General features: G+C 60.9%; 19 protein-coding genes and 1 pseudogene. 11 read left to right on the top strand and 9 right to left on the bottom strand.

Annotation, left to right across the window (positions count from 1 at the left end; translation table 11 throughout):
- Positions 1–1,299: pseudogene (locus HU765_RS25235) on the top strand (hypothetical protein); the annotation flags it as partial.
- Between the two features lie 161 nt (positions 1,300–1,460).
- On the opposite strand, the gene HU765_RS25240 reads toward HU765_RS25235, so the two are convergent.
- Positions 1,461–2,699: a M20/M25/M40 family metallo-hydrolase gene (locus HU765_RS25240; RefSeq protein ID WP_186623701.1), complete on the bottom strand. Its 1,239-nt coding sequence runs from the start codon at positions 2,697–2,699 to the stop codon at positions 1,461–1,463.
- A 212-nt stretch (positions 2,700–2,911) separates the two neighbouring features.
- On the bottom strand, positions 2,912–3,985 hold the full coding sequence (locus HU765_RS25245; RefSeq protein WP_186623707.1) for a diguanylate cyclase: 1,074 nt from the start codon (positions 3,983–3,985) through the stop codon (positions 2,912–2,914).
- Between the two features lie 189 nt (positions 3,986–4,174).
- Here HU765_RS25245 and HU765_RS25250 point away from each other — a divergent pair, with 189 nt between their 5' ends.
- The 7 genes from HU765_RS25250 to HU765_RS25280 all read left to right on the top strand — a co-directional run bounded on the left by HU765_RS25250 (position 4,175) and on the right by HU765_RS25280 (position 13,408).
- Positions 4,175–5,629: an NAD(P)/FAD-dependent oxidoreductase gene (locus HU765_RS25250; protein ID WP_186623709.1), complete on the top strand. Its 1,455-nt coding sequence runs from the start codon at positions 4,175–4,177 to the stop codon at positions 5,627–5,629.
- A gap of 21 nt (positions 5,630–5,650) precedes the next feature.
- Positions 5,651–6,577 (top strand): alpha/beta fold hydrolase, encoded by a 927-nt coding sequence (locus HU765_RS25255; protein WP_186623711.1) that lies wholly within the window; start codon positions 5,651–5,653, stop codon positions 6,575–6,577.
- Positions 6,578–6,752: 175 nt separating this feature from the next.
- The gene (gene glcD, locus HU765_RS25260; RefSeq protein ID WP_186623713.1) at positions 6,753–8,252 is read left to right on the top strand and encodes a glycolate oxidase subunit GlcD; all 1,500 of its coding nucleotides are present in this window, start codon (positions 6,753–6,755) and stop codon (positions 8,250–8,252) included.
- Positions 8,252–9,301 (top strand): glycolate oxidase subunit GlcE, encoded by a 1,050-nt coding sequence (gene glcE, locus HU765_RS25265; protein WP_186623715.1) that lies wholly within the window; start codon positions 8,252–8,254, stop codon positions 9,299–9,301. Before glcD ends, glcE begins: the two co-directional genes overlap by 1 nt.
- Before the next feature lie 2 nt (positions 9,302–9,303).
- The gene (glcF, locus tag HU765_RS25270) at positions 9,304–10,524 is read left to right on the top strand and encodes a glycolate oxidase subunit GlcF (protein ID WP_186623718.1); all 1,221 of its coding nucleotides are present in this window, start codon (positions 9,304–9,306) and stop codon (positions 10,522–10,524) included.
- Between the two features lie 88 nt (positions 10,525–10,612).
- A complete protein-coding gene (locus tag HU765_RS25275) occupies positions 10,613–12,001 on the top strand; it encodes a VOC family protein (protein ID WP_186623721.1) in 1,389 nt (462 codons plus the stop codon).
- 579 nt (positions 12,002–12,580) lie between these two features.
- Entirely contained in the window at positions 12,581–13,408 is an 828-nt protein-coding gene (locus HU765_RS25280; protein WP_186623741.1) for a glycosyltransferase, read from the top strand.
- A 320-nt stretch (positions 13,409–13,728) separates the two neighbouring features.
- Here HU765_RS25280 and HU765_RS25285 read toward each other — a convergent pair whose 3' ends face one another.
- The 6 genes from HU765_RS25285 to HU765_RS25310 form a co-directional block, all read right to left on the bottom strand.
- A complete protein-coding gene (locus tag HU765_RS25285) occupies positions 13,729–14,313 on the bottom strand; it encodes a hypothetical protein (RefSeq protein WP_186623742.1) in 585 nt (194 codons plus the stop codon).
- 87 nt (positions 14,314–14,400) lie between these two features.
- The gene (locus HU765_RS25290) at positions 14,401–14,601 is read right to left on the bottom strand and encodes a hypothetical protein (protein WP_186623723.1); all 201 of its coding nucleotides are present in this window, start codon (positions 14,599–14,601) and stop codon (positions 14,401–14,403) included.
- A gap of 11 nt (positions 14,602–14,612) precedes the next feature.
- Positions 14,613–14,855 carry a hypothetical protein gene (locus tag HU765_RS25295; protein ID WP_186623724.1) on the bottom strand — a complete coding sequence of 81 codons (243 nt, stop codon included), beginning with the start codon at positions 14,853–14,855 and terminating at the stop codon, positions 14,613–14,615.
- A gap of 134 nt (positions 14,856–14,989) precedes the next feature.
- Entirely contained in the window at positions 14,990–16,057 is a 1,068-nt protein-coding gene (locus tag HU765_RS25300) for a lipocalin-like domain-containing protein (RefSeq protein WP_186623725.1), read from the bottom strand.
- The gene (locus HU765_RS25305) at positions 16,047–18,518 is read right to left on the bottom strand and encodes an FtsX-like permease family protein (protein ID WP_186623726.1); all 2,472 of its coding nucleotides are present in this window, start codon (positions 18,516–18,518) and stop codon (positions 16,047–16,049) included. The genes HU765_RS25300 and HU765_RS25305 overlap by 11 nt, the downstream gene beginning before the upstream one ends.
- Positions 18,515–19,168, bottom strand: a complete 654-nt coding sequence (locus HU765_RS25310) for an ABC transporter ATP-binding protein (RefSeq protein WP_186623727.1) — start codon at positions 19,166–19,168, stop codon at positions 18,515–18,517. Before HU765_RS25310 ends, HU765_RS25305 begins: the two co-directional genes overlap by 4 nt.
- A gap of 137 nt (positions 19,169–19,305) precedes the next feature.
- On the opposite strand from HU765_RS25310, the gene HU765_RS25315 reads away from it, so the two are divergent.
- Positions 19,306–21,279 carry an alkyl sulfatase dimerization domain-containing protein gene (locus HU765_RS25315; RefSeq protein ID WP_186623730.1) on the top strand — a complete coding sequence of 658 codons (1,974 nt, stop codon included), beginning with the start codon at positions 19,306–19,308 and terminating at the stop codon, positions 21,277–21,279.
- Positions 21,280–21,315: 36 nt separating this feature from the next.
- On the opposite strand, the gene HU765_RS25320 is transcribed toward HU765_RS25315, so the two are convergent.
- The gene (locus tag HU765_RS25320; protein WP_186623735.1) at positions 21,316–22,158 is read right to left on the bottom strand and encodes a helix-turn-helix domain-containing protein; all 843 of its coding nucleotides are present in this window, start codon (positions 22,156–22,158) and stop codon (positions 21,316–21,318) included.
- 96 nt (positions 22,159–22,254) lie between these two features.
- Here HU765_RS25320 and HU765_RS25325 point away from each other — a divergent pair, with 96 nt between their 5' ends.
- Both HU765_RS25325 and HU765_RS25330 read left to right on the top strand, forming a co-directional pair.
- Positions 22,255–23,175 (top strand): LysR family transcriptional regulator, encoded by a 921-nt coding sequence (locus tag HU765_RS25325; RefSeq protein WP_186623736.1) that lies wholly within the window; start codon positions 22,255–22,257, stop codon positions 23,173–23,175.
- Positions 23,176–23,179: 4 nt separating this feature from the next.
- Positions 23,180–24,214, top strand: a complete 1,035-nt coding sequence (locus HU765_RS25330) for an AraC family transcriptional regulator (RefSeq protein ID WP_186623740.1) — start codon at positions 23,180–23,182, stop codon at positions 24,212–24,214.
- Positions 24,215–24,386: the final 172 nt, after the last annotated feature.

Consider the following 24,386-nt stretch of genomic DNA (forward strand, 5'->3'; position numbering starts at 1 on the left):
GAAGTCCCGTTCAACATCGAAGCCAAGTTGATCAAGGACAATGAAGGCGGAACGGTGATCGCCCGGTACGAAATCAAGCGCGCGGCTGGCGGGACGAGTTATGCCGAGCCGCTGGAGTTCAGTGTTGGGATGGCGCTGGATCTCACCGCGCCCGATATCAAGGAAGCGCCAAACGGCACCAGCCTCGACCCGATCATCGCACAGACCGAACTGACCGCAATAGTCGACTACGGCGGCATGCTCAAGGACGACAGGATCACCGTCACCTTCACTGGCGCAGCCGGCACACCCGCCGGCGGCTCGCACACCACCGCGCCTTGGACGGTGACCGCGCTCGGACCGCAGCACATACCGCTGCATGTGCCGGTCATCGCCTTCAACCTCGGCAAAACGGTGGAGATAACCTACATCGTGACCCGAGACAGTAAACCGTCACCGTCGTCGCCACCGCTGACGCTGGTGGTGCTGCGGCTGGATGACCGTTACCTGGACAAACCGCTGATTCTGCAAGCGTCGGACGGCGGCGAAGGACGAGAGCTGGACGTCACGCTACTGACCACCGCCGCCACCGTGCAGGTGAACAGCTGGCCGCATATTGCGCTGGGGCAGCCTGTGTGGTCGCAGGTGAAAGGCACCAAGAAGGATGGCGGTGTCTACGACGTAATATTCTGGGAACCGCCCCGCGCACAAACCAACGCGACGTGGATCAGCCAAGGCTTTTGGACGTATTCGTTTCCGCTTGCCGATCTGCAGAATCTGCAAGACGGCAGCGAGTTGACGGTGATATTCAAGGCAGGGCTTGGGGGTAGCGCGGTGGAGGGCGAGGCGGTGAGTTTTCCGATAAGAGCTTATACCATAAGTTCAGCTGGAGGATATGAAGACTGGGAAAACGAAGAGGATCGACGTCTTTATGGCCCTGTAACATTTAAAAGTGGACTTGAATTTACGCCGTTATTTTATGAGGCTAATTTCCGCATCATCAAATGGAATTCAGAAGAAGCAACAACTTTTTATTCCGTGAACAACGGTAAAGCGAGATTCAAGTGGAAAGGTACCGTCACTAACGTTTCGTTTGTTGTGGGGCATATTAATACACTTGGTCACACGATCAGATATTTCGATCACAACGGGAATTTGATACAAGAAAATGTCCTGCCCGTAGTTGGCAATCAATTTCAAACGGTCAACTATCAGGCGCCATCCGGAAAAAAAATCTCTTATTTCGAATTACACAATGTAACCGAGGAAGGTGGTGTAGCAGGATACAATCTTGACAATGTAAGATGGTATAACCCATAACTGAAGGATATTTTTATATTGATTTTGCCGGCTGAATGAAACAGTTATGGTAGTTTTGATCGTTCCCACGCTCCGCGTGGGAATGCAACTCGGGACGCTTCGCGTCCCCTTCAGAGCCGAACGCGGAACGTCCTTTGCTGCGCATGGGAACGATCACCCCGTCACCGCGCCTTCGCCAACTCCATAATCATCCGCGACAACAGATAAATCCTTGGCGCCACGCTCGCCACCTCGGCATATTCTTCCGGCGTGTGAATATTGCCGCCGACAATCCCGAAGCCATCCAGCGTTGGCGTGCCCACCCCGGCGGACAGACTGGCGTCCGCCGCGCCACCACTGCCCTCCTCGGTCAGCTTGCGGCCAATCTCGCCGTAAATCCCCTGGGCCATGGCCATCAAGCGATCCGACTCAGCCGTCTGCGGCATCGGCGGCAGACCGCGCTGCAACGACGTTTTCACTTGCGTCTCGGCAATCAATTTGTCCTGCGAGACCCGCGCCAGATCTTTTTCGATGCGGTCGAATTCCTCAGGCACGGCGGCACGCACATCGGCCTTGGCTGTGGCCTGATCAGGAATCACGTTAGTGCGATCACCCGCCTTGAGCACGGTGAAGTTGATGGTGGTTTTCTTCGCTTCATCACCCAGTTTGCCCAATTGCAGAATCTGGTGCGCGGCTTCCATGGCGGCGTTGCGCCCCAGATCCGGTGCGACACCGGCGTGCGCCGCTTTGCCCTTGACCTCGACCAGTGCCGTCGCGCTGCCCTTGCGCCAGACCACCAGGCCATCGGCCGGGCGACCCGGTTCGAGGTTGAGGGTCACGTCGTGCTGTTTGGCGGTTTTCTTGATCAGGTCGGTGGCGACGTCGGAGCCGGTTTCTTCGCTGGCGTCGAGCAGAAAGGTGATCTGCGCATAGTCCTTGAAGTCGAGATTCTTCAGCACTTTCAGCGCGTAGATGCCGGCGACAATGCCGCCCTTGTCATCCATCACCCCCCGCCCATAAGCGCGGCCATCCTTGATGTGGAATGGCCGTTCGGCGGCGGAGCCTTCCTTGAACACCGTGTCCATGTGCGCCATCAGCAGGATTTTTGCCTTGCCGGTGCCCTTAAGCGTGGCGAGTACATGGTTGGACTTTTCCGGGGTGTTGGGCACCAATTCGATGGTGGCGCCAAGTTTTTTCAGCTCATCGATAGCGATCTCGCTGACTTGCGTGAGACCGGGTTCGTAACCGGAGCCGGAGTCGATATTGACCAGCCGCTCCAGCAGTTTCAGCGCTTCAGGCTGGTACTGCTCGGCATCGGCGAGCACTTGTTTGTGGGGTTCGGCGCAAGCGATGGCTGCCGAGAATGCGAGGGACAGGCCAAGACTGGCGGCCAGCAGCGAGCGGGGAAATGAGCGCGTCATGAAGCAGTCCTTGTTTCGTGTCGGAGGGATTCAACCGTAACCGACATTGGCGCAAGGCTCTATAGCGGATGCGACACGCTCAAGACTGACACCGAACAAAACTGTAGGAGTGAGCCTGCTCGCGATAGCGTTGTGTCAGTTAGCATTTAAATCTCTGACAGATTGCTATCGCGAGCAGGCTCACTCCTACAGTTTTAATCGGCGGTGTCCCTTCAAACCGAATCCAGCACCGCCTGCCGGGGTTTGCTGTCGCTGTTGCAAATCACCCGGTTGCGTCCACTCGCCTTCGCTTCATACAAGGCCTGATCGGCATCATCCAGCCAGCGTGTGGCGTCGGCATGGCTCGGGTCATACGCGGCCAGGCCGATACTCAAGCTGACCTTCAATGCCGGATTCTGCTCATACCCCAGAACTGCAAAACGCTCGCGCAAGGCTTCCATGGCCTGAGCGGCGTTGAACAGCGGCAATTCCGGCAGAATCACGCAGAACTCATCCCCGCCGTATCGCCCGGCCACGTCGGTGCCGCGCAGATTCTGCTTGAGCAGTTTGCTCAACTGGCGCAACACAATATCCCCGGCGACGTGACCGTAGGTGTCGTTGATCGCCTTGAAATGGTCGATGTCGATCAACGCAATCGCCGCACCCTGCTGCTGGCGTTTGCAGCGCTGAAACGCAATGTTCAGTTGATCCTTCCACGCGCCGTGATTAAGCAGGCCAGTCAGGCTGTCAGTTCGGCTTAACGCCAGCAGCTCGCGTTTATGCCGCCCAAGGGTGTCGGCCTGACGAAAGCAGATCCAGCCCAGCGCCAATGGATACAGCAACAGCAACGGTAAGCAGGCGTAAAGCTGCAACGGTGATGTCGCCGGGATGAACGCTGGCATAAACACCACCAGCCCGACGCCGACGCCCAACAGTTGTGCTGCCGTCCCGGCGAGCAGAAATCGCCCACCACCGATGGCGACATTGTTCATCGCCATCATCGAAACAGTGGTAGCCGTGGGCAACGGATTGAACTGCATGGCGGCGACCCAGAAGCCGCCCATGAACGCGTCGATCAGCAAATTGCGGTGTTCGGCGCGATACGGAATGCTCGAACGGCGTGCCCATTGAAACGCCAGATGCGGCCAGACCAGGCCGTTGAACAGCATCAGACTCCACACCCACAGCGGCGGATCGAGCGGGTACATCGCCACGCTGACACACATCAGCCCGAGCAGCAGCCCGAACACCCGCGACTTGTACAGCCTCCTTGCCAGTGAAAGTCCCTTTCCTCGCGTATTTCCCATAGGGGCCTCGACCGCGCGATGCAATGGTTACACCCCGACACGGATGTGTTCGGAGTCTATCAGGGTGGAGTTAAATAGCCATCACCGGCCAGCGGCCTGAATAGAGCGCTATCAGCACCGCACACGCGGCTCAGAATTGGCTATAACTGAAACAGGGGAAATGGAAAAACAACTATAAGAAGGGGGTCCATGCACACCTACCATGTGTTGATCATCGGCAGCGGCTTCGGCGGCCAGTGTGCGGCGATCAAACTGCTCAAGGCCGGGTTCGATGACTTTCGGATACTGGAGCGACGCGAGTTTTTCGGCGGTACCTGGTGCCAGAACACCTACCCCGGCGCAGCGGTGGACGTGCCGTCGCCGCTGTACTCGCTGTCATTCGCGGCCTACCGCTGGTCGCAGATGTTTGCCGGCCAGGCGGAACTGCGGCGCTACACCGAGCAGGTGATCGAGCAGTTCGGCCTGCGTGAACGGGTGGAGCTGCAAGCCGAGGTCGAGCGCGTCGCATGGGACGAGGCGGAAAAACGCTGGGCGGTGCATACCCGCGCCAAGGGCAGCTTTTACGCGCAGTTCCTGATCAATGCCACAGGGCCGTTGAGTCAGCCGGTCATCCCGCGCTTTCCCGGGCAAGATCGCTTTCAGGGCGAGACGTTTCATACAAACCATTGGGATCACAGCTACGACTATCGCGGTAAACGCGTGGCGATTGTCGGCAGCGGCGCGAGCGCGGCGCAGGTCATTCCGGCGATTGCGCCGCAGGTCGAACACCTGCACGTGTTCCAGCGCACACCGCATTGGGTGCTACCGCGTGCCGATCGCACTTTCGGCCGATTCCAACGCTGGCTGCTCGGTTTGAAACCGGCCTATACCCTGCTGCGCTGGCTGATTTACTGGCAGTTCGAGACCCGGGTGATCGCCTTCAAATACTCGAAACCGGCGATTCGTCTGGTGCAACAACAGGCGTTGCGCTTTCTCAAGCGCCAGGTGCCGGACCCGGTGCTGCGGCACAAACTCACCCCGGACTTCACCATCGGCTGCAAACGGGTGCTGGTGTCCAGCACGTATTACCCGGCGCTGAACCGCGCCAACGTCACGCTGCACAGTCGCGAACAAGGCATCGCCTCGATTGATGAAACCGGGATAAACACCGAGGACGGCCGGCACATCGAAGTGGATCTGATCGTCTGGTCGACTGGTTACGACGCCACCGATGGCGTCATTTCCTACCCGGTCAGCGGCAAAAACGCCGTGCAACTCAGAGAGGTCTGGGCTGAATACCCGCGCGCCTATCTGGGTACCAGCATGCCGGACTTTCCTAACCTGTTCATCGTCACCGGCCCCAACACCGGCATCGGTCATACCTCGGCGCTGTTCATCATCGAATCGCAAATGAACTACATCCTCGACTGCATTCGCACCGTGCAGGCCAACGGCTTGCGCAGCATCGAAGTGCGCCATGACGCGGAACGTACCTACACTGCAATGATCCACCGGGAAATGCAGCGCACGGTTTGGAAGTCCGGCGGCTGCCACAGTTGGTATCAAAGCAAGAGCGGTCATGTGATCGCCATGTTTCCCGGCTTCAGTTTCAGTTATCACCGGCTGACCCGGGCACTGAAACCGGCCGACCATATTTTCTCTTGAACACGTAAAAGGAAGACGTCGATGCTTTTGCTGTTTGTCGCTCTCGCGGTTTTCCTGGCCTGGAGCTGGTTGAGTTATCCGGCGGTCGGCCACTGGCTGTATGACCTGAGCATGGCGATCGAGGCCAAGCTGTACAAATTGCACAAAATCGAAGTGCCCATCGCCGAGATGAGCGTGTCGACCTGGCAGGGCGGGCCGTATGAAGCGTCGAGCGCGATTCTGATGCTCCACGGCTTCAGCGCCGACAAGAACCTGTGGCTGCGCTGCGCGCGGCATTTCGTCCGCCAGTATCGGGTGATCATTCCGGACCTGGCCGGCCACGGCGAAACCGGCTTCAAGGCCGGCGGCGGCTACGACATCCCGGTTCAGGCCAAGCGCATGATTCAACTGCTCGATGTCTGCGGCGTGGAGAAAGTCCATGTGATCGGCAATTCCATGGGCGGCTACATTGCAGCGTGGCTGGCGGCGACCTATCCGGAGCGGATCGCCTCGGTCGCGCTGATCGACCCGGCTGGCGTCACCGCACCGCAGCCGAGCGACATGGAGCGTCACCTGGCCCGGGGGCACAATCCGTTTCTGATCGATTCCCGCGAGGACTTCCAGCGCTTGTACGCCATGACCATGGAATCGCCTCCGTGGGTGCCGAAACTGGTGCTGGATGCCGTTGCCCAGCGTTACGAGCAGCAACGCGATGAACTCGAAGAGATCTTCCGCGACTTTCACGCCAGCCCGCCGATGGAGCCAAAGCTGCCCGAGATCAAATGCCCGGCGCTGTTGCTGTGGGGGCGCAAGGATCGCTTGATCGACGTCAGCAGCGTGCCGGTCTGGAGCAAGGGCATCGCCAATCTGCGGGTCGATGTCTGGGATCACGTCGGGCACATGCCGATGGTCGAGCAGCCGGGGAATACCGCGCGGCTGTATGAAGAATTCCTGCGAGGTCAAAAATGACAGTGCACCCTGTGGCGAGGGAGCTTGCTCCCGCTGGGGCGCGAAGCGGCCCCGATCCTGCAAACGCGATGTTTGTGCTTGGACATGCTGGCATTGGGTCTGCTGCGCAGCCCAGCGGGAGCAAGCTACCTCGCCACAGGTGGGTATTTCTGTTCCAGGCAATCGGCGGCTGACCATGAACATCCTTTACGACGAGCGCCTCGACGGACCACTCCCCGAGGTGAACAAGGCCGAACTGCTCAAGAGCTTGCAGCAGGCGCTGCCGGATCTGGACATTCTGTGGCGCGAGGACGAACTCAAACCCTACGAATGCGACGGTCTCTCCGCCTACCGCACCACACCGATGCTGGTGGTCCTGCCCCGTCGACTCGAGCAGGTGCAAACCCTGCTCAGGCTCTGTCATGAACATCACATTCCGGTGGTTGCCCGTGGCGCAGGCACCGGTTTGTCCGGTGGCGCCTTGCCCCTGGAAAAAGGCGTGCTGCTGGTCATGGCGCGGTTCAACAACATCCTGCACATCGACCCGGCCGCCCGCACCGCACGGGTCCAGCCAGGGGTGCGCAATCTCGCCATATCCCAGGCCGCCGCGCCTTTCGGGCTGTATTACGCGCCCGACCCGTCCTCGCAGATCGCCTGCTCGATTGGCGGCAATGTCGCGGAAAATGCCGGCGGCGTGCATTGCCTCAAGTACGGTCTGACCGTGCACAACCTGCTGAAAATCGAAGTGCTTACCATCGAAGGCGAGCGTCTGACCTTGGGGTCCGAGGCCCTTGATTCGCCGGGCTTCGACCTGCTCGCACTGTTCACCGGTTCCGAAGGATTGCTGGGGATCATCACCGAAGTCACAGTCAAACTGCTGCCCCGCCCGCAAGTCGCCAAGGTGCTGCTGGGCAGTTTCGATTCGGTGGAAAAAGCCGGCCGCGCGGTCGCCGACATCATCGCCGCCGGGATTATTCCCGGCGGCCTGGAGATGATGGACAACCTTGCCATCCGCGCCGCCGAGGACTTTATCCACGCCGGCTACCCGGTCGATGCCGAGGCCATTCTATTGTGCGAACTCGATGGCGTGGAGGCCGATGTCCACGACGATTGCCAACGGGTGCGCGAAGTCATGGCCCGCGCCGGTGCCAGCGAAGTGCGGCAGGCCCGGGATGAGGCCGAACGCGTGCGGTTCTGGGCCGGGCGCAAAAATGCCTTTCCGGCCATCGGGCGTCTGTCTCCCGATTATTACTGCATGGACGGCACCATCCCGCGCCGCGAATTGCCCGCCGTTTTACAGGGCATCGCCCGTCTCGGCGAGGAATATGGCTTGCGCGTGGCGAATGTGTTCCATGCCGGTGACGGCAACATGCACCCGCTGATTCTGTTCGATGCCAACCAGCCAGGGGAACTGCATCGCGCCGAGGCGCTGGGTGGCAAAATTCTCGAATTGTGCGTGCAGGTCGGCGGCAGCATTACCGGTGAACACGGGGTGGGCCGAGAGAAAATCAATCAGATGTGCGCGCAATTCAACAGCGATGAGTTGCTGCTGTTCCACGCAGTCAAAGCCGCGTTTGATCCACAAGGCCTGCTCAATCCCGGCAAGAACATCCCGACCCTGCACCGCTGCGCCGAGTTCGGCGCGATGCACATCCATACCGGGCAACTTCCCTTCCCCGAGCTGGAGCGTTTCTGATGGCCGATTTCGATGCCGCCGACGCCCTGCTTGATCAAGTCAGAACAGCGCTAGCCAATGCCACGCCTATGAAAATCCAGGGTGGCAACAGCAAGGCGTTTCTCGGTCGCGAGGTGGCCGGCGAAGTGCTCGATACCCGCGTGCATCGCGGCATCGTGCGTTACGAACCGACGGAATTGGTGATCAGTGCGCGCGCCGGCACGCCGTTATCCGAGCTGCTCGCAACGCTGGACGCCGCCGGGCAGATGTTGCCATGCGAACCACCGTCGTTTACCGACAGCGCCACGGTGGGCGGCATGATCGCCACCGGATTGTCCGGACCACGCCGTCCGTGGTCCGGCTCGGTACGCGATTTTGTGTTGGGCACGCGAGTCATCACCGGCCTCGGCCAGCATTTGCGCTTCGGCGGCGAGGTGATGAAAAACGTCGCCGGTTATGACCTGTCGCGGCTGCTGGCCGGCAGTTTCGGTTGCCTCGGCGTATTGACCGAAGTGTCGCTGAAAGTGCTGCCCAAACCTCGCCAATGCCTGAGCATCCGCCTCGATATCGACTGTGCCCGCGCCTTGCGCAAACTTGCCGAATGGGGTCAGCAGCCGCTGCCGATCAGCGCCGCATGTCACGACGGGCGCAGCCTGTATTTGCGGCTGGAGGGTGGCGAAGGTTCAGTGGCAGCGGCGCATCAACGCCTCGGTGGCGAGCCGCTGGATTCGTCTTTCTGGGGCGATCTGAACGAGCAGCGCTTGAGCTTTTTCGATGAAGGCTTGCCACTGTGGCGGCTGTCATTGCCGAACAATCTCGGCCCGCTCGACCTGCCTGGCGAGCAACTGATCGACTGGGCCGGTGCGCAACGCTGGCTGAAATCCGAGCGCAGCGACATTCACGCGCTCGCCCACGCCTTAGGCGGTCACGCGACGTGCTTCACGCATGGCGCCATCGACTCACCGTTTCAGCCACTGGCGCCGACGCTGCTGCGCTATCACCGACAACTCAAGGCACAACTCGACCCGCAAGGGCTGTTCAATCCCGGACGGATGTACGCCGAGGTCTGACCATGCAAACCACACTCAGCGAGCAATCACGCCAGTTGCCCCGCGCCGCCGAAGCGGAAAAGATCCTGCGCACTTGCGTGCATTGCGGGTTCTGCAACGCGACGTGCCCGACCTATCAGTTGCTCGGTGATGAACTCGATGGCCCGCGCGGGCGTATTTATCTGATCAAGCAAGTGCTCGAAGGCGCGCCGGCCACCGAGCAGACGCAACTGCATCTGGACCGCTGCCTGTCGTGCCGCAATTGCGAAACCACCTGCCCGTCCGGCGTCGATTATCACAACTTGCTCGACATTGGCCGCGCGGTGGTCGATCACGCGGTGCCGCGCCCACCGGCCCAGCGTCTGCTCCGTGAAGGCTTGCGCGCATTGGCACCGAATCCGCGGTTGTTCAAGGGTTTGCTGCGAATGGGCGCGACGTTCCGCCCGCTGCTGCCGCGCTTGCTTGAAGACAAACTGCCGCAGCACTCGCCGGCGGCGGGTTCGCGCCCTGCTCCGCGGCATGCCCGCCGCGTCTTGCTGCTGGAAGGTTGCGTCCAACCGGGCCTGTCGCCGAACACCAACGCCGCAACCGCACGGGTCCTCGATCGCTTGGGAATCAGCGTCACGCCAGTGGCCGAAGCCGGTTGTTGCGGGGCGCTGGACTATCACCTTGATGCGCAGGCCAGAGGCCTCGACCGCGCCCGACAGAACATCGACGCATGGTGGCCGCATGTGCAGAGCGGCGCCGAAGCCATCGTCCAGACCGCCAGCGGCTGCGGCGCATTCATCAAGGACTACGGGCATTTGCTGGCGAACGATCCGGCTTATGCCAACAAGGCCCAACAGATCAGCGAACGCAGCGTCGATCTTGTGCAAATCCTCGCGCAGGAACCGCTGGAGCAGATCTGCGCCGCCACTGAGCGTCGTATCGCCGTGCATTGCCCCTGCACCTTGCAACACGCGTTGAAACTCGGCGGCGCGGTGGAAGCCGTGCTGACGCGCCTGGGTTTCAACCTCACCCCGGTGCCGGACGGCCACCTGTGCTGCGGCTCGGCAGGCACTTACTCGCTGACCCAACCGATTTTGGCCAGACAGTTACGCGACAACCGCCTGAATGCCTTGGAAAGCGGCGATCCGGAGCTGATCGTTACCGCCAACGTCGGTTGCCAGAGCCATTTGGCCAGTGCCGGCCGCACCCCGGTTTTGCACTGGATCGAACTGGTGGATCAGTCGTTGGCAGAATGAAGTTCGTAGGATTCTTCGTTTGCCCGCGTGGGCGAAGGCTGCGATCTTTTCCGTCACTCATTCCGTGACCGTGCCAGGAATTTTTTTCATGACCGTGCAGCCGTTCATCAGTCCCGACCTGATCCGCCAGCGCTTCTCCCGAGCGATGTCCGACATGTACCGCGAAGAGGTGCCGCTGTATGGCGCGCTGATGGCGCTGGTCGAGCAGACCAACCGTGACGTGCTTGAACGCCAACCCCACTTGGCCGAACACTTGCGCAGCACGGGCCAAATCGAACGGCTGGACATGGAGCGCCACGGCGCTATCCGCGTTGGCACGGCAAGCGAACTGGCTACCCTCGTCCGCCTGTTCGCAGTGATGGGCATGCAGCCCGTGGGCTATTACGACCTGACCCCGGCGGGTGTGCCGGTGCATTCCACAGCGTTTCGTGCGGTGCATGAAGAAGCGCTGCGGATCAGCCCGTTTCGGGTCTTTACCTCGTTGCTGCGCCTGGAACTGATTGAAGATCCTGAGGTGCGTGAATTCGCCGAATCGGTGTTGGCCCGACGGTCGATTTTTACCGAAGAGGCATTACGGCTGATTACCCAGGCGGAAACGGCGGGCGGCCTGAATGAAGCTGAAGCCGCAGAATTCGTCTTACAGGCACTGGAAACTTTTCGCTGGCACCACAGCGCCACGGTCACGGCCACGCAGTATCAGACCCTCAGCGCCCAGCATCGCTTGATTGCCGATGTCGTCGCGTTCAAAGGCCCGCATATCAATCACCTGACACCGCGCACCCTGGACATTGACATCGTTCAGACGCAGATGCCGGCCCATGGCATTACTCCAAAAGCGGTGATCGAAGGCCCGCCGCGGCGCAACTGCCCGATCCTGCTGCGCCAGACCAGTTTCAAAGCGCTGGACGAGCCGATCGCTTTTACTGATCAGAACCAGACTCACGGTAGCCACAGCGCACGTTTCGGCGAGATCGAACAACGCGGAGCGGCGCTGACGCCCAAGGGCCGAGCGCTGTATGACCGCTTGCTGAATGCCGCTCGCGAAGAACTCGGCGACTTTCCCAACGAAGCCAACGCCGCACGCTACAACGCGCTGATGACTCAGCACTTTGCCGAATTTCCTGACAGTCTCGACGGCATGCGCGAACAGGGGCTGGCGTATTTTCGTTATTTCGCCACAGAAAAGGGGCTGGCCGCTGCGGCACTCGGTGAAAAATCACTGCAAGATTTACTGCACGGCGGCTACGTGAAAGCCGAGCCATTGGTGTACGAAGATTTCCTTCCGGTCAGTGCGGCGGGGATTTTTCAGTCGAACCTGGGCGGTGCCGCGCAGGCGCACTATGGCGAGCATTCCAATCGCCAGGCTTTTGAACAGGCGCTGGGGCGTTCGACCATAGATGAGCTGGGGTTGTATGCCGAAACGCAGCAGCGCTCGATCGAGGAGTGCGCCGAAGCGCTGCGGATTAATCTGACCTGAACTCCCACAGGTTTCGGGGATGAACGCAAATTCGGGGCAAACCACATATCCCTTTGTAGGAGTGAGCCTGCTCGCGATACCGGTGTGTCAGTCGCCAACAATCTGCCTGAACAGCCGCCTTCGCGAGCAGGCTCACTCCTACAGGTTTTGCGGATGAACGCAAATTCGGGTCAAACCACACATCCCTTTGTAGGAGTGAGCCTGCTCGCGATAGCGGTTTACCAGTCGCCAATGATTCGCCTGCACGGACGCCTTCGCGAGCAAGCTCGCTCCTACAGGTTTTTCGGTGAACCCGGGCTTTCGGGCAAACCACACATCCCCTGTGGGAGCGAGCCTGCTCGCGAAGCAAACACCTCGGTCCCGGCCCATGCCCAACTGCGCAAGAAGTTGCGCAGTGGTCGTAATATATCGGGGGTAAAGGCTCTGGCACACACGGTGCTTTTACGACACCGGGTTGCAGCGTTGAATAACTCCCGCTTGCCCGGTCAACCCCATAAATTAAGCTTCACCTAAGCTTCCCCCGCTAGCATCCCGGCCCATGAACCCTGTCGTCTTGAGCCGTAGATGAGTCCCTCCGACATGAAAGCCTTTGATCTACCCACCCAGCCACAACCCAACTTCAGCCTCGTCCTGGTCAATTACAAAACCGCGGACATCACCCGCATGTGCCTGGAGTTACTACGCGAACACGTGCAGGCGCAGCGCATTCCGGTGTGGGTGGTGGACAACGACTCGGCGGATGACAGCCTCGATTACTTGCGTTCGCTGGACTGGATCAACCTGATCGAGCGTCCCTCGCCGGGCAAGGAAGCGGGCCATATTGCCCATGGCAAGGCGCTGGATCTGGCATTGGAGAAAGTCGAGACCGATTACTTGTTTCTGCTGCACACCGACACGTTTGTGTATGACATGGAAGTGTTCGCAATGATGATGCGCGAATGTACGAAAACTGCAGACATGGCGGCCGTTGGTTGTGTCGAGCAGCTTGATCGCGGATTGTTGCGTGATACGTGGCGTTTAACTTCGCGATTCTGCAAGCACCATGTTCGACGGGTAAAACTGCAATGGGGCCTGCGTTCCAAACAACCACGGCCTTATAAAGAAACTCATTTGAAAAGTTTCTGCACGTTGTGGAATGCACGTTTGATGAAATCGAAAGGTCTGCACTTTTGCATGGACGATCGGGTGCCGGGTTATACCTTGCAGGATCGAATGGTCGATTTGGGCTACGGCATCAAATTTCTCTCGCCACGAAAAATTTTTCGCTACCTGGATCACATCCAGGCCGGCACCGTCGCGGCGGCGGGTACCTACGGCAAGGATCACCGCCGTACAAAGATGTATCAGGCGACCCTCAAGCGGGTGCAGGGACAGCAGGGCAAGTCCGGCATGCACGCTTCCATTTGATATCCAGTAACAAAAAAGGGCGACTTTCGAGTCGCCCTTTTTGTTCTCAAATTTTGTATACATCTGCCGCCAAGGAGGTGTTCGCCCAGTGTAATGGCCTGGCAATCCATGCACCGGTAAAGAGCCCTGACACTGGGCGAACGGCATGGATTTTAATGGATATTGGCCAATATGTCGCATGCACAAACATGAAATTTATGAACTGAAAAGTTAAAAACTGTGTTCGTCGATATTTACCGGGAAACTTCTGACAGATACTTTTATATGATTGTTCTCATACATGACGTTGTACAAGAACAATCATATTGTAGAGCTAATGCTCAACTATCATGCTTACTGGTCACTTTCAGGATATCGGTGTAAGTGACAATAACGCTCTGCCCTACTTTCAAATCTTTCAGCTTGGCTTGGATTTCAGGCTTCTTTACGTCGAGCGTCTTCGATTGTCCGGACGGGTTTTCGAGGGTGACCTGATGAGTCTTCAAATCAATTTTGCTGATTTTAAGTTGCACCTGAACCTGACGGTAAGCCTCGCCACCCGGGTTGTCGCTACCCGGTGCCTTGCGCAGTTCGCCGGTGCGCTCTGTGGTGCCCGGCAGACCTTTATCCACGTCGGTGTCCAGATACGCAGCGACGGAACGCTGGACCTCGATCTTGACCAGATCGCCCACCTTGAGATTGCCCAGGTTTTTCGCCTTGTCGGAGAGCTGAACGTGAACCTGGCGGCCTTCTGGCCCTTCAAGCACCACCTGATGCTTGGCCGGATCGACAGCAAGCACTTTGGTGGTAACGGCATCGGCTTCAATGGTCGCCGAAAGCGGAATGTCGGCGGCCCAGACGCCGAAGCTGGCGGTAGAAAGGAGCGTAGCGAGGGTGATGGCCTTGGCCAGTGCGTCGAGCTTCATAAGCATTACTTTCCCTGTGATGAAAATGGCAGCGCCCGCCGCCGAATCGATTTCAGCGGTGGGCGTGCCAGTGAGCATAGACGCTGTTCAGGGCTTGACTTGGGTTTGTGGCCCGCGGGTGTGTGGCGACGCAGTTTCCTGGGCGGTGGATTCACCACTCGGTGTGCCCTTGCCGCCGCTCTGGCGCTGCTTGGGATCGGTCGGGCGCAAGGCGTCATTGTCGCGTTCGGTTTCGCCGGCCGGGCGAGGTTCGTCGGGGTTGTCGTTCGGGCTCACGGTTTTGTTCATGGGGAGGGTCCTCAGGCTTCGGGGTCGTCCAGTTCGCGGGCGACATTGACCTCGGGTGTGTGGTTGTGCAGATCGTCGGCTTTGGCGCGCAGCAATTGCCATTGTTCCAGGTCGATAGCGCCTTGGCCGAGCAGGTCGTCGGCGATGCGTTGCAGATCGAAATAGTGCGCGTCAGGGGACTGCTGCCACAGGGTTTGATCGTCGAACAGCCGTTGCCAGGTGTTGAGGTCTGGGGGTTGCAGGTCGTCGCTCATGGCTGGGTCCGGAAAGTGGTGGTTTGCGGGTAGAGCCTTTTGCGGGAGGGAGAGTTCCGGGCGGTTGAGTAAGCGGTGGAGCAACTGGCGTCTTCGCGAGCAGGCTCGCTCCCACAGGGAAGCGGCGTCAGCCGTTAATAACCGGTCATTTCCAGATAGCCTTGGCCGGGGTGGCTGCCGCTGATTTTCACCGGGCCCTCCCAGTACGGAATGCGCAGATTCATCCAGGCGTTGCGGTTGAGTGCATCGACGCTGATGGTGAAGTGTTTGTCGGGAATGTCGATCGTCCACTTCACCGGCATCGGGCGACCGGCGACCTTGGCGGTGTCTTGCGGGGTGAGAGTAATTTGCTCGCTGCGCAGGGTTTCGATCTGCCCGTCGGCAGCGATCCAGGTGCCGGTGAGATACGGCGCACCGTCCTTCTGGCGCATGCGATACAGCATCACGTGTTCGCCGCTGTCCAGGTGCAGGGAAAACCAGTCCCAGCCAGTCTGGTTGGCGGTCAGCGGCTGGCTGCTCCATTCGCGGTCGAGCCACGCCGGGCCGCTGACGGTGTAGGTCTGGCCGTCAATTTGCAGCGTGCCGTTGGCGTGGAAGAACGGCTGACTGTAGTAATACGAGGCCTGGCCCTCTTCGGATTTCTGACTGAAGCCCTTGCCGCCCTGCAGCACCAGCGGTCGGCTGGAGGTGAGCCGCAGTTGGTAGCTGAAGGCCTTGTCACGCGCGCTGAGTTGCATCTCGCTCAACGGGTCCGGCGCTTGGCTGGCGAACCGCCAATCATCGATCCACGCTTCGAACGGCGCCAGTTGTACCCCGGCCTGCCCTACGCCACCACGGGCGTACCGTTCGGCGGCGTGATGCACCGCGCCGGAGGTGACCGCCGCGTGTCCCAGCCAGACGGTCTGACTGCCCCACCCGGTTTGCTCCGTTCCCGGTTTGAGGGCGCTGCGAAACAGCGTCCATTGCACACCGAAATCTTGGCCCTGCTGGTCTTTGAGGTTGGCGGTGACGTACCACCATTCGATGCGAAAACCATCATGCGCGCCGTGATCGGCGGGGAAACTGAACACCCGACCGGGCACCACCGGGGTGAAGGACTGCGCCTGATCGCCCATGCCGGCGAAGCCTTTCTGCTCGGGTGCCGGTTGATCGCAGCCGCCCAGCAACAGCGCGATTATCAGCGCGACGCGCTTAATCCTCATGGGCAAAGGTCCTCAGCAAGTCTGCCGGTTGCGTGCGATACAACGAATACAGCGGCCATGCCGACGCCAGCAAAGTGGCCAGCAACGCCAGGCCCGTCAGTTGCAGAAGCTGCAACGGGAATACCCGCAACGGCAGACGCCAGCCAAACGCCTGCACATTGATCACCGCATCCAGGCACCACGCCAGCGCGATCCCCAGGGGCAGCGCCAACACCAGCGTCAACGCCGCCAGCAACCAGGTCTGGCCAAGGTTGAGCAGCATCAACTGCTTGCGCGTTACGCCCAACGCCCACAGGGGTGCGAGTTGGCCGAGGCGGCTCTGGCTCTGCGTCAACAGACTGATGAATAGCGCGACCCCTGCCACCGCAAGGGTCAGGCTGTTCAGCGCCGCCGTGGCCGCAAAGGTGCGTTCGAAAACCTGCACCGACCAGCCCTTGAGTTGCGCCTGATCGACGATGCGACTGTCATCGAGCTCAAAGCGTGCCTGCAAGGCCTTCAGCAATGTTGGAATATTCGACGCATCGATACGCAGATTGAAGCGATTCGGCGTCAGCTGCGGCCAGCCGCGCAGCAGGTGATGGCTGCTGATCAGCACATGCCCCTTGGGGTTGCCGTAATCGGCGTAGATGCCGACGATGCGCGGCGACCATGTGCCGTTGGGCGTGGGAATCGTCAGATGCTCGCCCGCACGCAATTTCAGGCGCCGGGCCAGTTGCTCGCTGAGCATCACCGCATCATCCGTCGCCAGTTTCCCCCAGGGATCGCCGCCACTGCTGTCGAGCAGCGGCCAGTGCTGGCGATAGTGCGGATGATCAATGATGCCGTAGACATCCGCCGGCCAGCCTTGCAGCGTCACCGAGACTTGCCAGTTGGGCAGCACTGCCTGCACGTTCGGTTGCTGCTGCAACCAGCTGTGCATTTCGCGGGCCTGCGCCGGGTTGGCGGGATTGATGTACAACTCGGCGCTCAGGCGTTGCTCGAGCCAGTCGTTGAAAGTCTGACGGAAGCCGGCAGTCATGCTGCCCGCACCGATGTTGGCGGCAAGTGCCAGCAGCAGCGCCATCAAGGCCAGACTCAGGGCCGGCAATTGCTGGCGGCAGTCGGCAAGAAACCATTGCCCCAGCACCGAGCGACTGCGCCCGAGCAAAGGGTTCAGCAGCGCACTGAGCAGCACCGGCAGGGCCAGCGCGGCGCCGAGCAACAGCCCCGCCATCAGGACGAAACCGCTGCTCAGGCTGTCACCCCAGATCAGCGCCAGCAACGCAACGGCCAACAACACCGCGGCCAGCCAACCCTGCCGACGCAACCAGCGCGCGTATTGCTGATGCCACGCCTGCGGATCGGCCACCGCCAGTAACGGCAGACGCGCCGCCCGCAGCAGGCTGTTGGCCCCGGCCAGCAACGCGCCGAGCAGGCTCAATCCGATGCCGCTGAACCACCACCAGGGACTCAACCGCAACTGCCCCGCCACCTCTGCGCCGTACAGACCGCGCAGGCTGGCGGCGACATCCGGGAGCAAGACGCTGGCCAGCCAATAGCCGCTGATCACACCGAACAGCCCGCCAATCAGCGCCAGCATTCCCAACTCGATGGTCAGGCAGCCGATCAGCATTCGCGCACTGACGCCGCAGGCGCGCAAGGTCCGCAGCAAGCCCCGGCGCTGCTCCAGCGCAAGGCCGATAGCCGCGTGGACAATGAATAAACCGACGACGAAGGAGAGAAATCCCAAAGCATCCAGATTGAGGTGAAAACTCTCGGTCAACCGCGCCAGATTGTTTTCCTCGCCGCTGCTTTTGAGTTGCAACTGCGCGCCAAGGTGCGCCGGCAATTCACCGTGAAAATCCTTGGGCAGCAACAACCGTGAGAGTTGCCCCGGTTGTTCGAGCAGCGCCTGCGCCACGCCGATGTCGACCAGCAACAAGCCCGGCGCCATGTCTTTTTGCGCCAGCAGTGGAGGCAGGCTCTGGCTGCCTGCGGTTGGCGGCGTATCGCCCTCGCGCAAACCGAGCATTTGCAAGGTCTCGGGGGAAATCCAGGTACTGCCCGGCGGCGTGAAGAATTCGACGACTCGCTCGATCGGCATCGCCTGCCCGGCCACAGCCGAATCCGCCGGCAGCGACACTGGTTCAATGCCCATCAACTGCAGACGCTGGTCTTCGTGACCCTTGAGCTGCAAGCGGCCCTGCAATACTGGCGACACCGGCCAGCCTTGTCGGCGCAGTTCGATGAACCAGCGCTGGGGGAACAGCGCTCCGTTCGGCGTACTGAGACTGGCCTGAGGTTCGCCGCCGATCATCTGACTGGCCCGTGCATAGCTGTCGCGCGCCTGACTGTTCAACGCCTCGACACCGGTCAACAGGCTGGTCGCCAGCCACAATCCAGTCAGCACACTGAAAAATTGCACCGGATGGCGCCGCCAGTGGCTCAGCAGCGCGCGGAGTGTCTGGCGCAGCACTCTCACGCCAGCCGCCCGTTGGTCAATACCAGCCGTTGCGCCAGGCGGGCCGCGACACGTTGACTGTGAGTGACCATCAGCAAGGTCGTCGGCGTGTCGTCGAGCAGTTCGAGCAACAAGCGCAGCACTTCATCACTGGTCGCTTCATCGAGGCTGCCGGTCGGTTCATCGGCCAGCAACAGCTTCGGCTGCGACGCCAGCGCCCGGCCCAGCGCGACCCGTTGCTGCTGGCCGCCGGAGAGTTGTTCAGGATAGCGCTTGAGCAGATCCGTCAGCCCCAGGCGCTGCACCAGATGCGCCTGCCAGCGCGGCTCGTGACGCCCCGCCAGACGCGCCTGAAACGCCAGATTGTCCTCGACGCGCAGGCTGCCGATCAGGTTGAACTGTTGAAACACCAGGCCGATTTCCGTGCGCCGCCAGTTCGCCAGTTGCGCTTCGTTCATTTCTTCAAGCCGATGCTCGCCGCTGCGAATGCTGCCGCGGTCGACCTTGTCGAGACCCGCAATCAGATGCAACAAAGTGCTTTTGCCGCTTCCCGATTCCCCCATCAGCGCCAGGCTGCTGCCGGCTTGCAGCGTCAGGTCGACGCCTTGCAGTACGGGCAATGAACCCTGCGGCGTGGCATAGCTTTTGAAAACGTTGCGAACCTCAAGCATGAGCAAACCCGATCAATGGACCTGGCCCTAGGATAGCGGCCCTGAATGGTTTTTGTCCGCTGACGATCAACGCCGTCCATGCACGCTGCTCTACCCTGCGAGGTGTCCGAGCCATAACGATAACAACCGGAGACACCATGCCCCGTTTCAGTTTGAGCCCTCGCGGCCTGTTGACCTGCCTGATCACCGCCAGCCTGAGCCAGGCGGTATTCGCCAGCGACGGGCCGGTTACGCCCAGCACACAAACCGCCACCCGCAACGCCGCCGTTCTGCAAACCCTGCCCTTCAGCGACCGCACCGATTTCGAGTCGGTCAGCAAAGGCCTGATCGCCCCGTTCAAAGGCCAGATCAAGGATGCCGCCGGCAAGGTTATCTGGAACACCCACGCTTACGATTTTCTCGCCAGCGACAAGGCGCCAGCCTCGGTCAACCCGAGCCTGTGGCGACTGGCGCAACTCAACGCCCACGCCGGTTTGTTCGAAGTCAGCCCGAAGCTGTATCAGGTGCGCGGCCTCGATCTGGCCAACATGACCATCATCGAGGGTGACGACGGGCTGATCATCATCGACCCGCTGACCATGGCCGAAACGGCCAAGGCCGCGCTGGATCTGTACTACGCCAACCGCCCGCACAAACCGGTGGTCGCGGTGATTTACAGCCATACCCATGTTGACCATTTTGGTGGGGTGCGCGGGGTGATCGACGAGGCGGACGTCAAGGCGGGCAAGGTCAAGGTGTACGCACCGGTCGGTTTCATGGAACACGTGATGAGCGAGAACGTCATGGCCGGCAACGCCATGAGTCGCCGCGCGCAATATCAGTTCGGCAGCCTGTTGCCGCGCAGCGAAAAGGGTCAGGTCGATGCCGGCCTGGGCAAGAGCGCGCCCAGCGGAGGCACGGTCACGCTTATTCCGCCCACCGATCTAATCGCCGAGCCGCTGGAAACCCGCACCATCGCCGGCCTGCAAGTCGAATTTCAACTGACCCCGGGCACCGAAGCGCCGGCGGAAATGAATCTGTATCTGCCAGAACTGAAAGCCCTGTGCATGGCTGAAAACGCCACGCAGATGATGCACAACATTCTCACCCCGCGTGGCGCGCAAGTGCGCGATGCCAAGGCCTGGTCGCAATACCTGGACGCCAGCCTGGTGCGCTACGGCGACAAGGCCGACGTGCTGTTCGCCCAGCACAACTGGCCGACCTGGGGCGGCGAGCGGATTCGTACTTTGCTCGCCGATCAGCGCGACATGTACGCGTTCATCAATGACCGCACCTTGCACCTGCTCAACCAGGGCCTGACGCCGCTGGAAATTGCCGACACGATCAAGAAGCTGCCGGGCGCGCTCGACCAGAAGTGGTACACCCGCGGCTACTATGGTTCGCTGAGTTTCAATACCCGCGCGGTGTATCAGCGCTACATGGGTTTCTATGACGGCAACCCGGCCAACCTCAACCCGCTGCCGCCCGTGGACACAGCCAAACGCACCGTCGAGGCCATGGGCGGCGGCGCCGCAGTGCTGGAGAAAATGCGCACTGCCATCGCCAGCGCGGATTATCGCTGGGCCGCGCAACTGGGCAACCAACTGCTCTTCGCCGAGCCGGACAATGCCAACGCGCGCAAGGCCCAGGCCGAGGCGCTGGAGCAAATGGGTTATCAGAGCGAGAACGCCACCTGGCGCAACATGTACCTGACCGGCGCCATGGAACTGCGCAACGGTGTGCCGCCTCAGTCGGCCAACACCGTGTCGGTGGACATGGTCCGGGCGATGAGCCCCGAGATGTTCTTCGATTACCTGGCGGTGCGCCTGGACAGCGACAAAGCCGTCGCCCATGACCTGACCCTGAACTGGACATTTGAAGACGTGCAAAAGGATTTCAACCTGACCCTGCGCAACGGCGTGCTGACGCACCGGGCCGGGCTGAATCCGAAGGCCGAGGCCGGTGTCAGCCTGAGCCGCGATACGCTGGAAAAGATCAGCCTCAAGCAGCTGGATTTCCCGACGGCGATGCAAAAAGGGCTGGTCAAGTTGCAGGGCAACGGCCAGAAGTTTGCGCTGTTGATGGGCAGCCTCGATACGTTCGGGCCGCAATTCAATATCGTCACGCCTTGAGCCGCGCCCCTTGCCGAAAGGCGGGGGCAGCCGCCCTTACACGGGATGCAGGCGGAACTGCTTCGGGGTGATCCCGAACTGCTTGCGAAATGCGCGAATAAAGTTGCTCGGCTGACGGTAGCCGAGGCGTTCGGCAATCCGTTCGATCGGTTGATCGCCCGCCGTCAGCCAGTGTCGCGCCAGCGTCAGGCTGTCGTGGCGCGCGGGTTGAGCGCTGGCGGCGTGCCAATGGCGCAGCATGCTCTGGTGCACGAACGGGTTGGCGCCGATCAACACCGCATCGAGGCTTGCACGGTGCAACGTCAGGCACAGGTGCGGACCCTGCTCGACGGCAATTCCCGCCGCGCGCAGCCAGGCCCCGGCCGCCTGCGCCGGGCCCAGGGCAACGCGGCTGAACACCTGCGCCGGCTCCTTGGCCAGCCGGGCGGCGATGTTGCGCACCAAGGCGATCGTCGCCGCATCTTGCGCAAAATGATGAATCGGCCCCTGCAACGGGCGCAGGTGCAAACGTGCGAAGTCGGCTGACTCCTGCAGATCGACCGCGACGTAATTGATCACCCTTGGCAGACACGTGATTAAGCAGTCGAGGCTGGCGCGCAAGCTCGCCGCCGAGTCGAGCAGAATGTTCAGGCCTTGTAGGCTGTCGGTCGTCATCCCGCTCACCAGCTCACAACCAAATGTCCGTTTCGCCCCTGCCAATTCGCACGCGTGCCACAGGCGCTCGACCGCCTCTGCGGCGATGGTCTGTGACTGATCAGCGAGCCTCGAAGGGCAGATTGCGGCCCGTGCCAGCAACGTCTGCGGGCATAAACCGGACTGCCGGGCATGGCTGACAATCGTGCGGGTAAAGGCACTGGAAGCGAAGAGAGGATGGGACATGGCGGCGGTCATCGACAGACAGGCGTGTACTTATGCCAGCCGACGTGCTATCGATCCAATGCATTAAAAGTATCCGCAAAATGCAGGAGACGCATGATGGACCTTCGCCAGCTTCGGCACCTGATCGCCCTCGCCGACTGCCGCAACTTTGGCCGCGCCGCCGAAGCGAGCAACCTCAGCCAGCCGGCCTTCAGCCGCAGCATTCAAACCCTGGAGCGCGACCTCGACTGTGTGCTGGTCGAACGCAGCAGCCGCGAATTTCGCCTCACCGGACAAGGCGAACTGGTGTTGCAACATGCGCGGCGCCTGCTGGCCGGCAGTCAGGCCCTGCACAACGAACTGACGCAATACAACGGCCTCACTGGCGGCGAACTGCAATTTGGCTGCGGCCCCTATCCCGCGCAGGTGCTGGTGCCGGAAGCGCTGGCGGCCTTCATTCAGGCGCACCCGGCGATTCATACGCGCTTTCATCAGGGCGACTGGCAGCAATTGTCATTGTGGTTGCGTGAGCAGCAGATCGAGTTTTTTGTGGCGGATGCGCGTCACTTCGTCAACGATCCGCAGTATCAAGTGCACTTACTGCGCACGCGACCGGGACGCTTTTTCTGCCGCGCCGGCCACCCGCTCACCGCGCAGACGGACCTGCCGTTGCGCGCCCTGCTCGATTACCCGATTGTCGGCACGCGCATCCCGCCGACGATCCGCAAAGTCCTCGCCGATATCCTCGGTGAGGCGGACTTCAATCCCAGCGTCGAATGCGCGCAGTTCGACGCGATCCAGCGCGTGGTGCTGCGCTCCGATGCGGTGGGTCTGGCAACGCTGGAAGCCCTGCGCGAACAGCTCGATCAGGGCTTGATCGCGTTGCTCGAATTCGTCGACATCCCCCACGACGACCCAGCCTTGCAACTGGGTTACGGCATCGTCAGCCGGGCCGGCTATTCCCTGACCCCAGCGGCGCGGGCAATGATCGAGGCGATCCTGACCGTGGACCAACGCCTGCTCGCGGCCAACTGCTGACTTTATGACTCGTGCTGACATGACCGACCTCTCGCCACCACCCGCCAATGCCTTTTACGCACCGACCTTACTGCCGGCCATCGAAGAGCTGCTCGCACGAGGCATTGCGCAGGGCAGCATTGAAGCGCAACTGCATCGCAGCCTGTTCGATTTGCGCACGCCGTTCATGCGCATTCCGCTGGTGCAGTCGCGGCGGTTCTGGGCTTTTGCGGTGGAACACAGCGCCGACCCGCTGGTGGGTCTGGCGGCCGGCCAGCGCTTCGTTTCCACGGCCACCAACGGATTGACGTATCTGTTCGATGTCGCTGTGTCGCTGGACCGTGCCTGCGCTTTTTTTGTGGAGTTTTTTCCGTTCTTCAACGGCCATTTCACTGCGCAGGTCGTGCGCGATGACGGCGGTGTCGCGTTGCGTCTGCTTGAGGTCGGCACGCTTCGTGCGCCCGCTGCGCTCATCGATTACATCCTGGTCAGCCTGTGCAACCTGCTGCGCCGCAAATTGCTGGCCAGCGGTCTTGGCCGTGATCCGGTGTTGGGTGTGGCGCTGGTGTCGGCCGGCAGTGCGGAACATGAGCGGGTTTTTCGCGCCCCCGTGTTCGGCGGACAAGTGCATCCGACGATTCATCTCGATCCGCAGCTGTTCACGGTGCCACTGACGCCGGGCAATCAGGCGTTGGAAACAACCTTGGTCGACCTGTTGGAACAGACCCGGCGTCACAGTGAAGCGACGTTGCTGGAGCAGCTCAGCGATTATCTGATCGCTGACCTGGCTACCGCTGACTGGAAACAATTCTGCGCCACCCGGCACTTGCTCGAACGCACCGCCGCCCGGCGCTTGAAGGCATTGGGCTGGACGTTCACCGAACTGTTTGATGACTACCGACGCTACCGCGCCGAAGATCTGTTGCAAGCCGGGACGCTGGAGCTGGTCGAGGTGGCGGATCGGCTGGGCTACAGCGATGTGCAGAGTTTCAATCGGGCGTGTTCGCGTTGGTTGGGGTGTGCGCCGGGGGTGTATCGGACTCGCTTTTGCAAGGGTTGAGATTTTCGCCGCCGGTGCAGGCGCCTTCGCGAGCAGGCTCGCTCCCACAGGGATTGCGGTTGTCCACAAATTTTTGTGTCAGCAGCGGACAATGCGGGAGCTGGCTTGCCAGCGAAGAGGCCAGTCGCCTCAACGCAGAACCTTACTGACCAACCGCCACACTCGCCGGCGC

The organism is Pseudomonas sp. SWRI81 (assembly GCF_014268545.1).
Lineage (GTDB): Bacteria > Pseudomonadota > Gammaproteobacteria > Pseudomonadales > Pseudomonadaceae > Aquipseudomonas > Aquipseudomonas hamedanensis.

Excerpts from the sequence above, each read along its gene's own strand:
- HU765_RS25240 (WP_186623701.1), bottom strand. The coding sequence starts at position 2,699 with ATGACGCGCTCATTTCCCCGCTCGCTGCTGGCCGCCAGTCTTGGCCTG.
- HU765_RS25245 (WP_186623707.1), bottom strand. The coding sequence starts at position 3,985 with ATGGGAAATACGCGAGGAAAGGGACTTTCACTGGCAAGGAGGCTGTAC.
- HU765_RS25250 (WP_186623709.1), top strand. The coding sequence starts at position 4,175 with ATGCACACCTACCATGTGTTGATCATCGGCAGCGGCTTCGGCGGCCAG.
- HU765_RS25255 (WP_186623711.1), top strand. The coding sequence starts at position 5,651 with ATGCTTTTGCTGTTTGTCGCTCTCGCGGTTTTCCTGGCCTGGAGCTGG.
- glcD (WP_186623713.1), top strand. The coding sequence starts at position 6,753 with ATGAACATCCTTTACGACGAGCGCCTCGACGGACCACTCCCCGAGGTG.
- glcE (WP_186623715.1), top strand. The coding sequence starts at position 8,252 with ATGGCCGATTTCGATGCCGCCGACGCCCTGCTTGATCAAGTCAGAACA.
- glcF (WP_186623718.1), top strand. The coding sequence starts at position 9,304 with ATGCAAACCACACTCAGCGAGCAATCACGCCAGTTGCCCCGCGCCGCC.
- HU765_RS25275 (WP_186623721.1), top strand. The coding sequence starts at position 10,613 with ATGACCGTGCAGCCGTTCATCAGTCCCGACCTGATCCGCCAGCGCTTC.
- HU765_RS25280 (WP_186623741.1), top strand. The coding sequence starts at position 12,581 with ATGAAAGCCTTTGATCTACCCACCCAGCCACAACCCAACTTCAGCCTC.
- HU765_RS25285 (WP_186623742.1), bottom strand. The coding sequence starts at position 14,313 with ATGAAGCTCGACGCACTGGCCAAGGCCATCACCCTCGCTACGCTCCTT.
- HU765_RS25290 (WP_186623723.1), bottom strand. The coding sequence starts at position 14,601 with ATGAACAAAACCGTGAGCCCGAACGACAACCCCGACGAACCTCGCCCG.
- HU765_RS25295 (WP_186623724.1), bottom strand. The coding sequence starts at position 14,855 with ATGAGCGACGACCTGCAACCCCCAGACCTCAACACCTGGCAACGGCTG.
- HU765_RS25300 (WP_186623725.1), bottom strand. The coding sequence starts at position 16,057 with ATGAGGATTAAGCGCGTCGCGCTGATAATCGCGCTGTTGCTGGGCGGC.
- HU765_RS25310 (WP_186623727.1), bottom strand. The coding sequence starts at position 19,168 with ATGCTTGAGGTTCGCAACGTTTTCAAAAGCTATGCCACGCCGCAGGGT.
- HU765_RS25315 (WP_186623730.1), top strand. The coding sequence starts at position 19,306 with ATGCCCCGTTTCAGTTTGAGCCCTCGCGGCCTGTTGACCTGCCTGATC.
- HU765_RS25320 (WP_186623735.1), bottom strand. The coding sequence starts at position 22,158 with ATGTCCCATCCTCTCTTCGCTTCCAGTGCCTTTACCCGCACGATTGTC.
- HU765_RS25325 (WP_186623736.1), top strand. The coding sequence starts at position 22,255 with ATGGACCTTCGCCAGCTTCGGCACCTGATCGCCCTCGCCGACTGCCGC.
- HU765_RS25330 (WP_186623740.1), top strand. The coding sequence starts at position 23,180 with ATGACTCGTGCTGACATGACCGACCTCTCGCCACCACCCGCCAATGCC.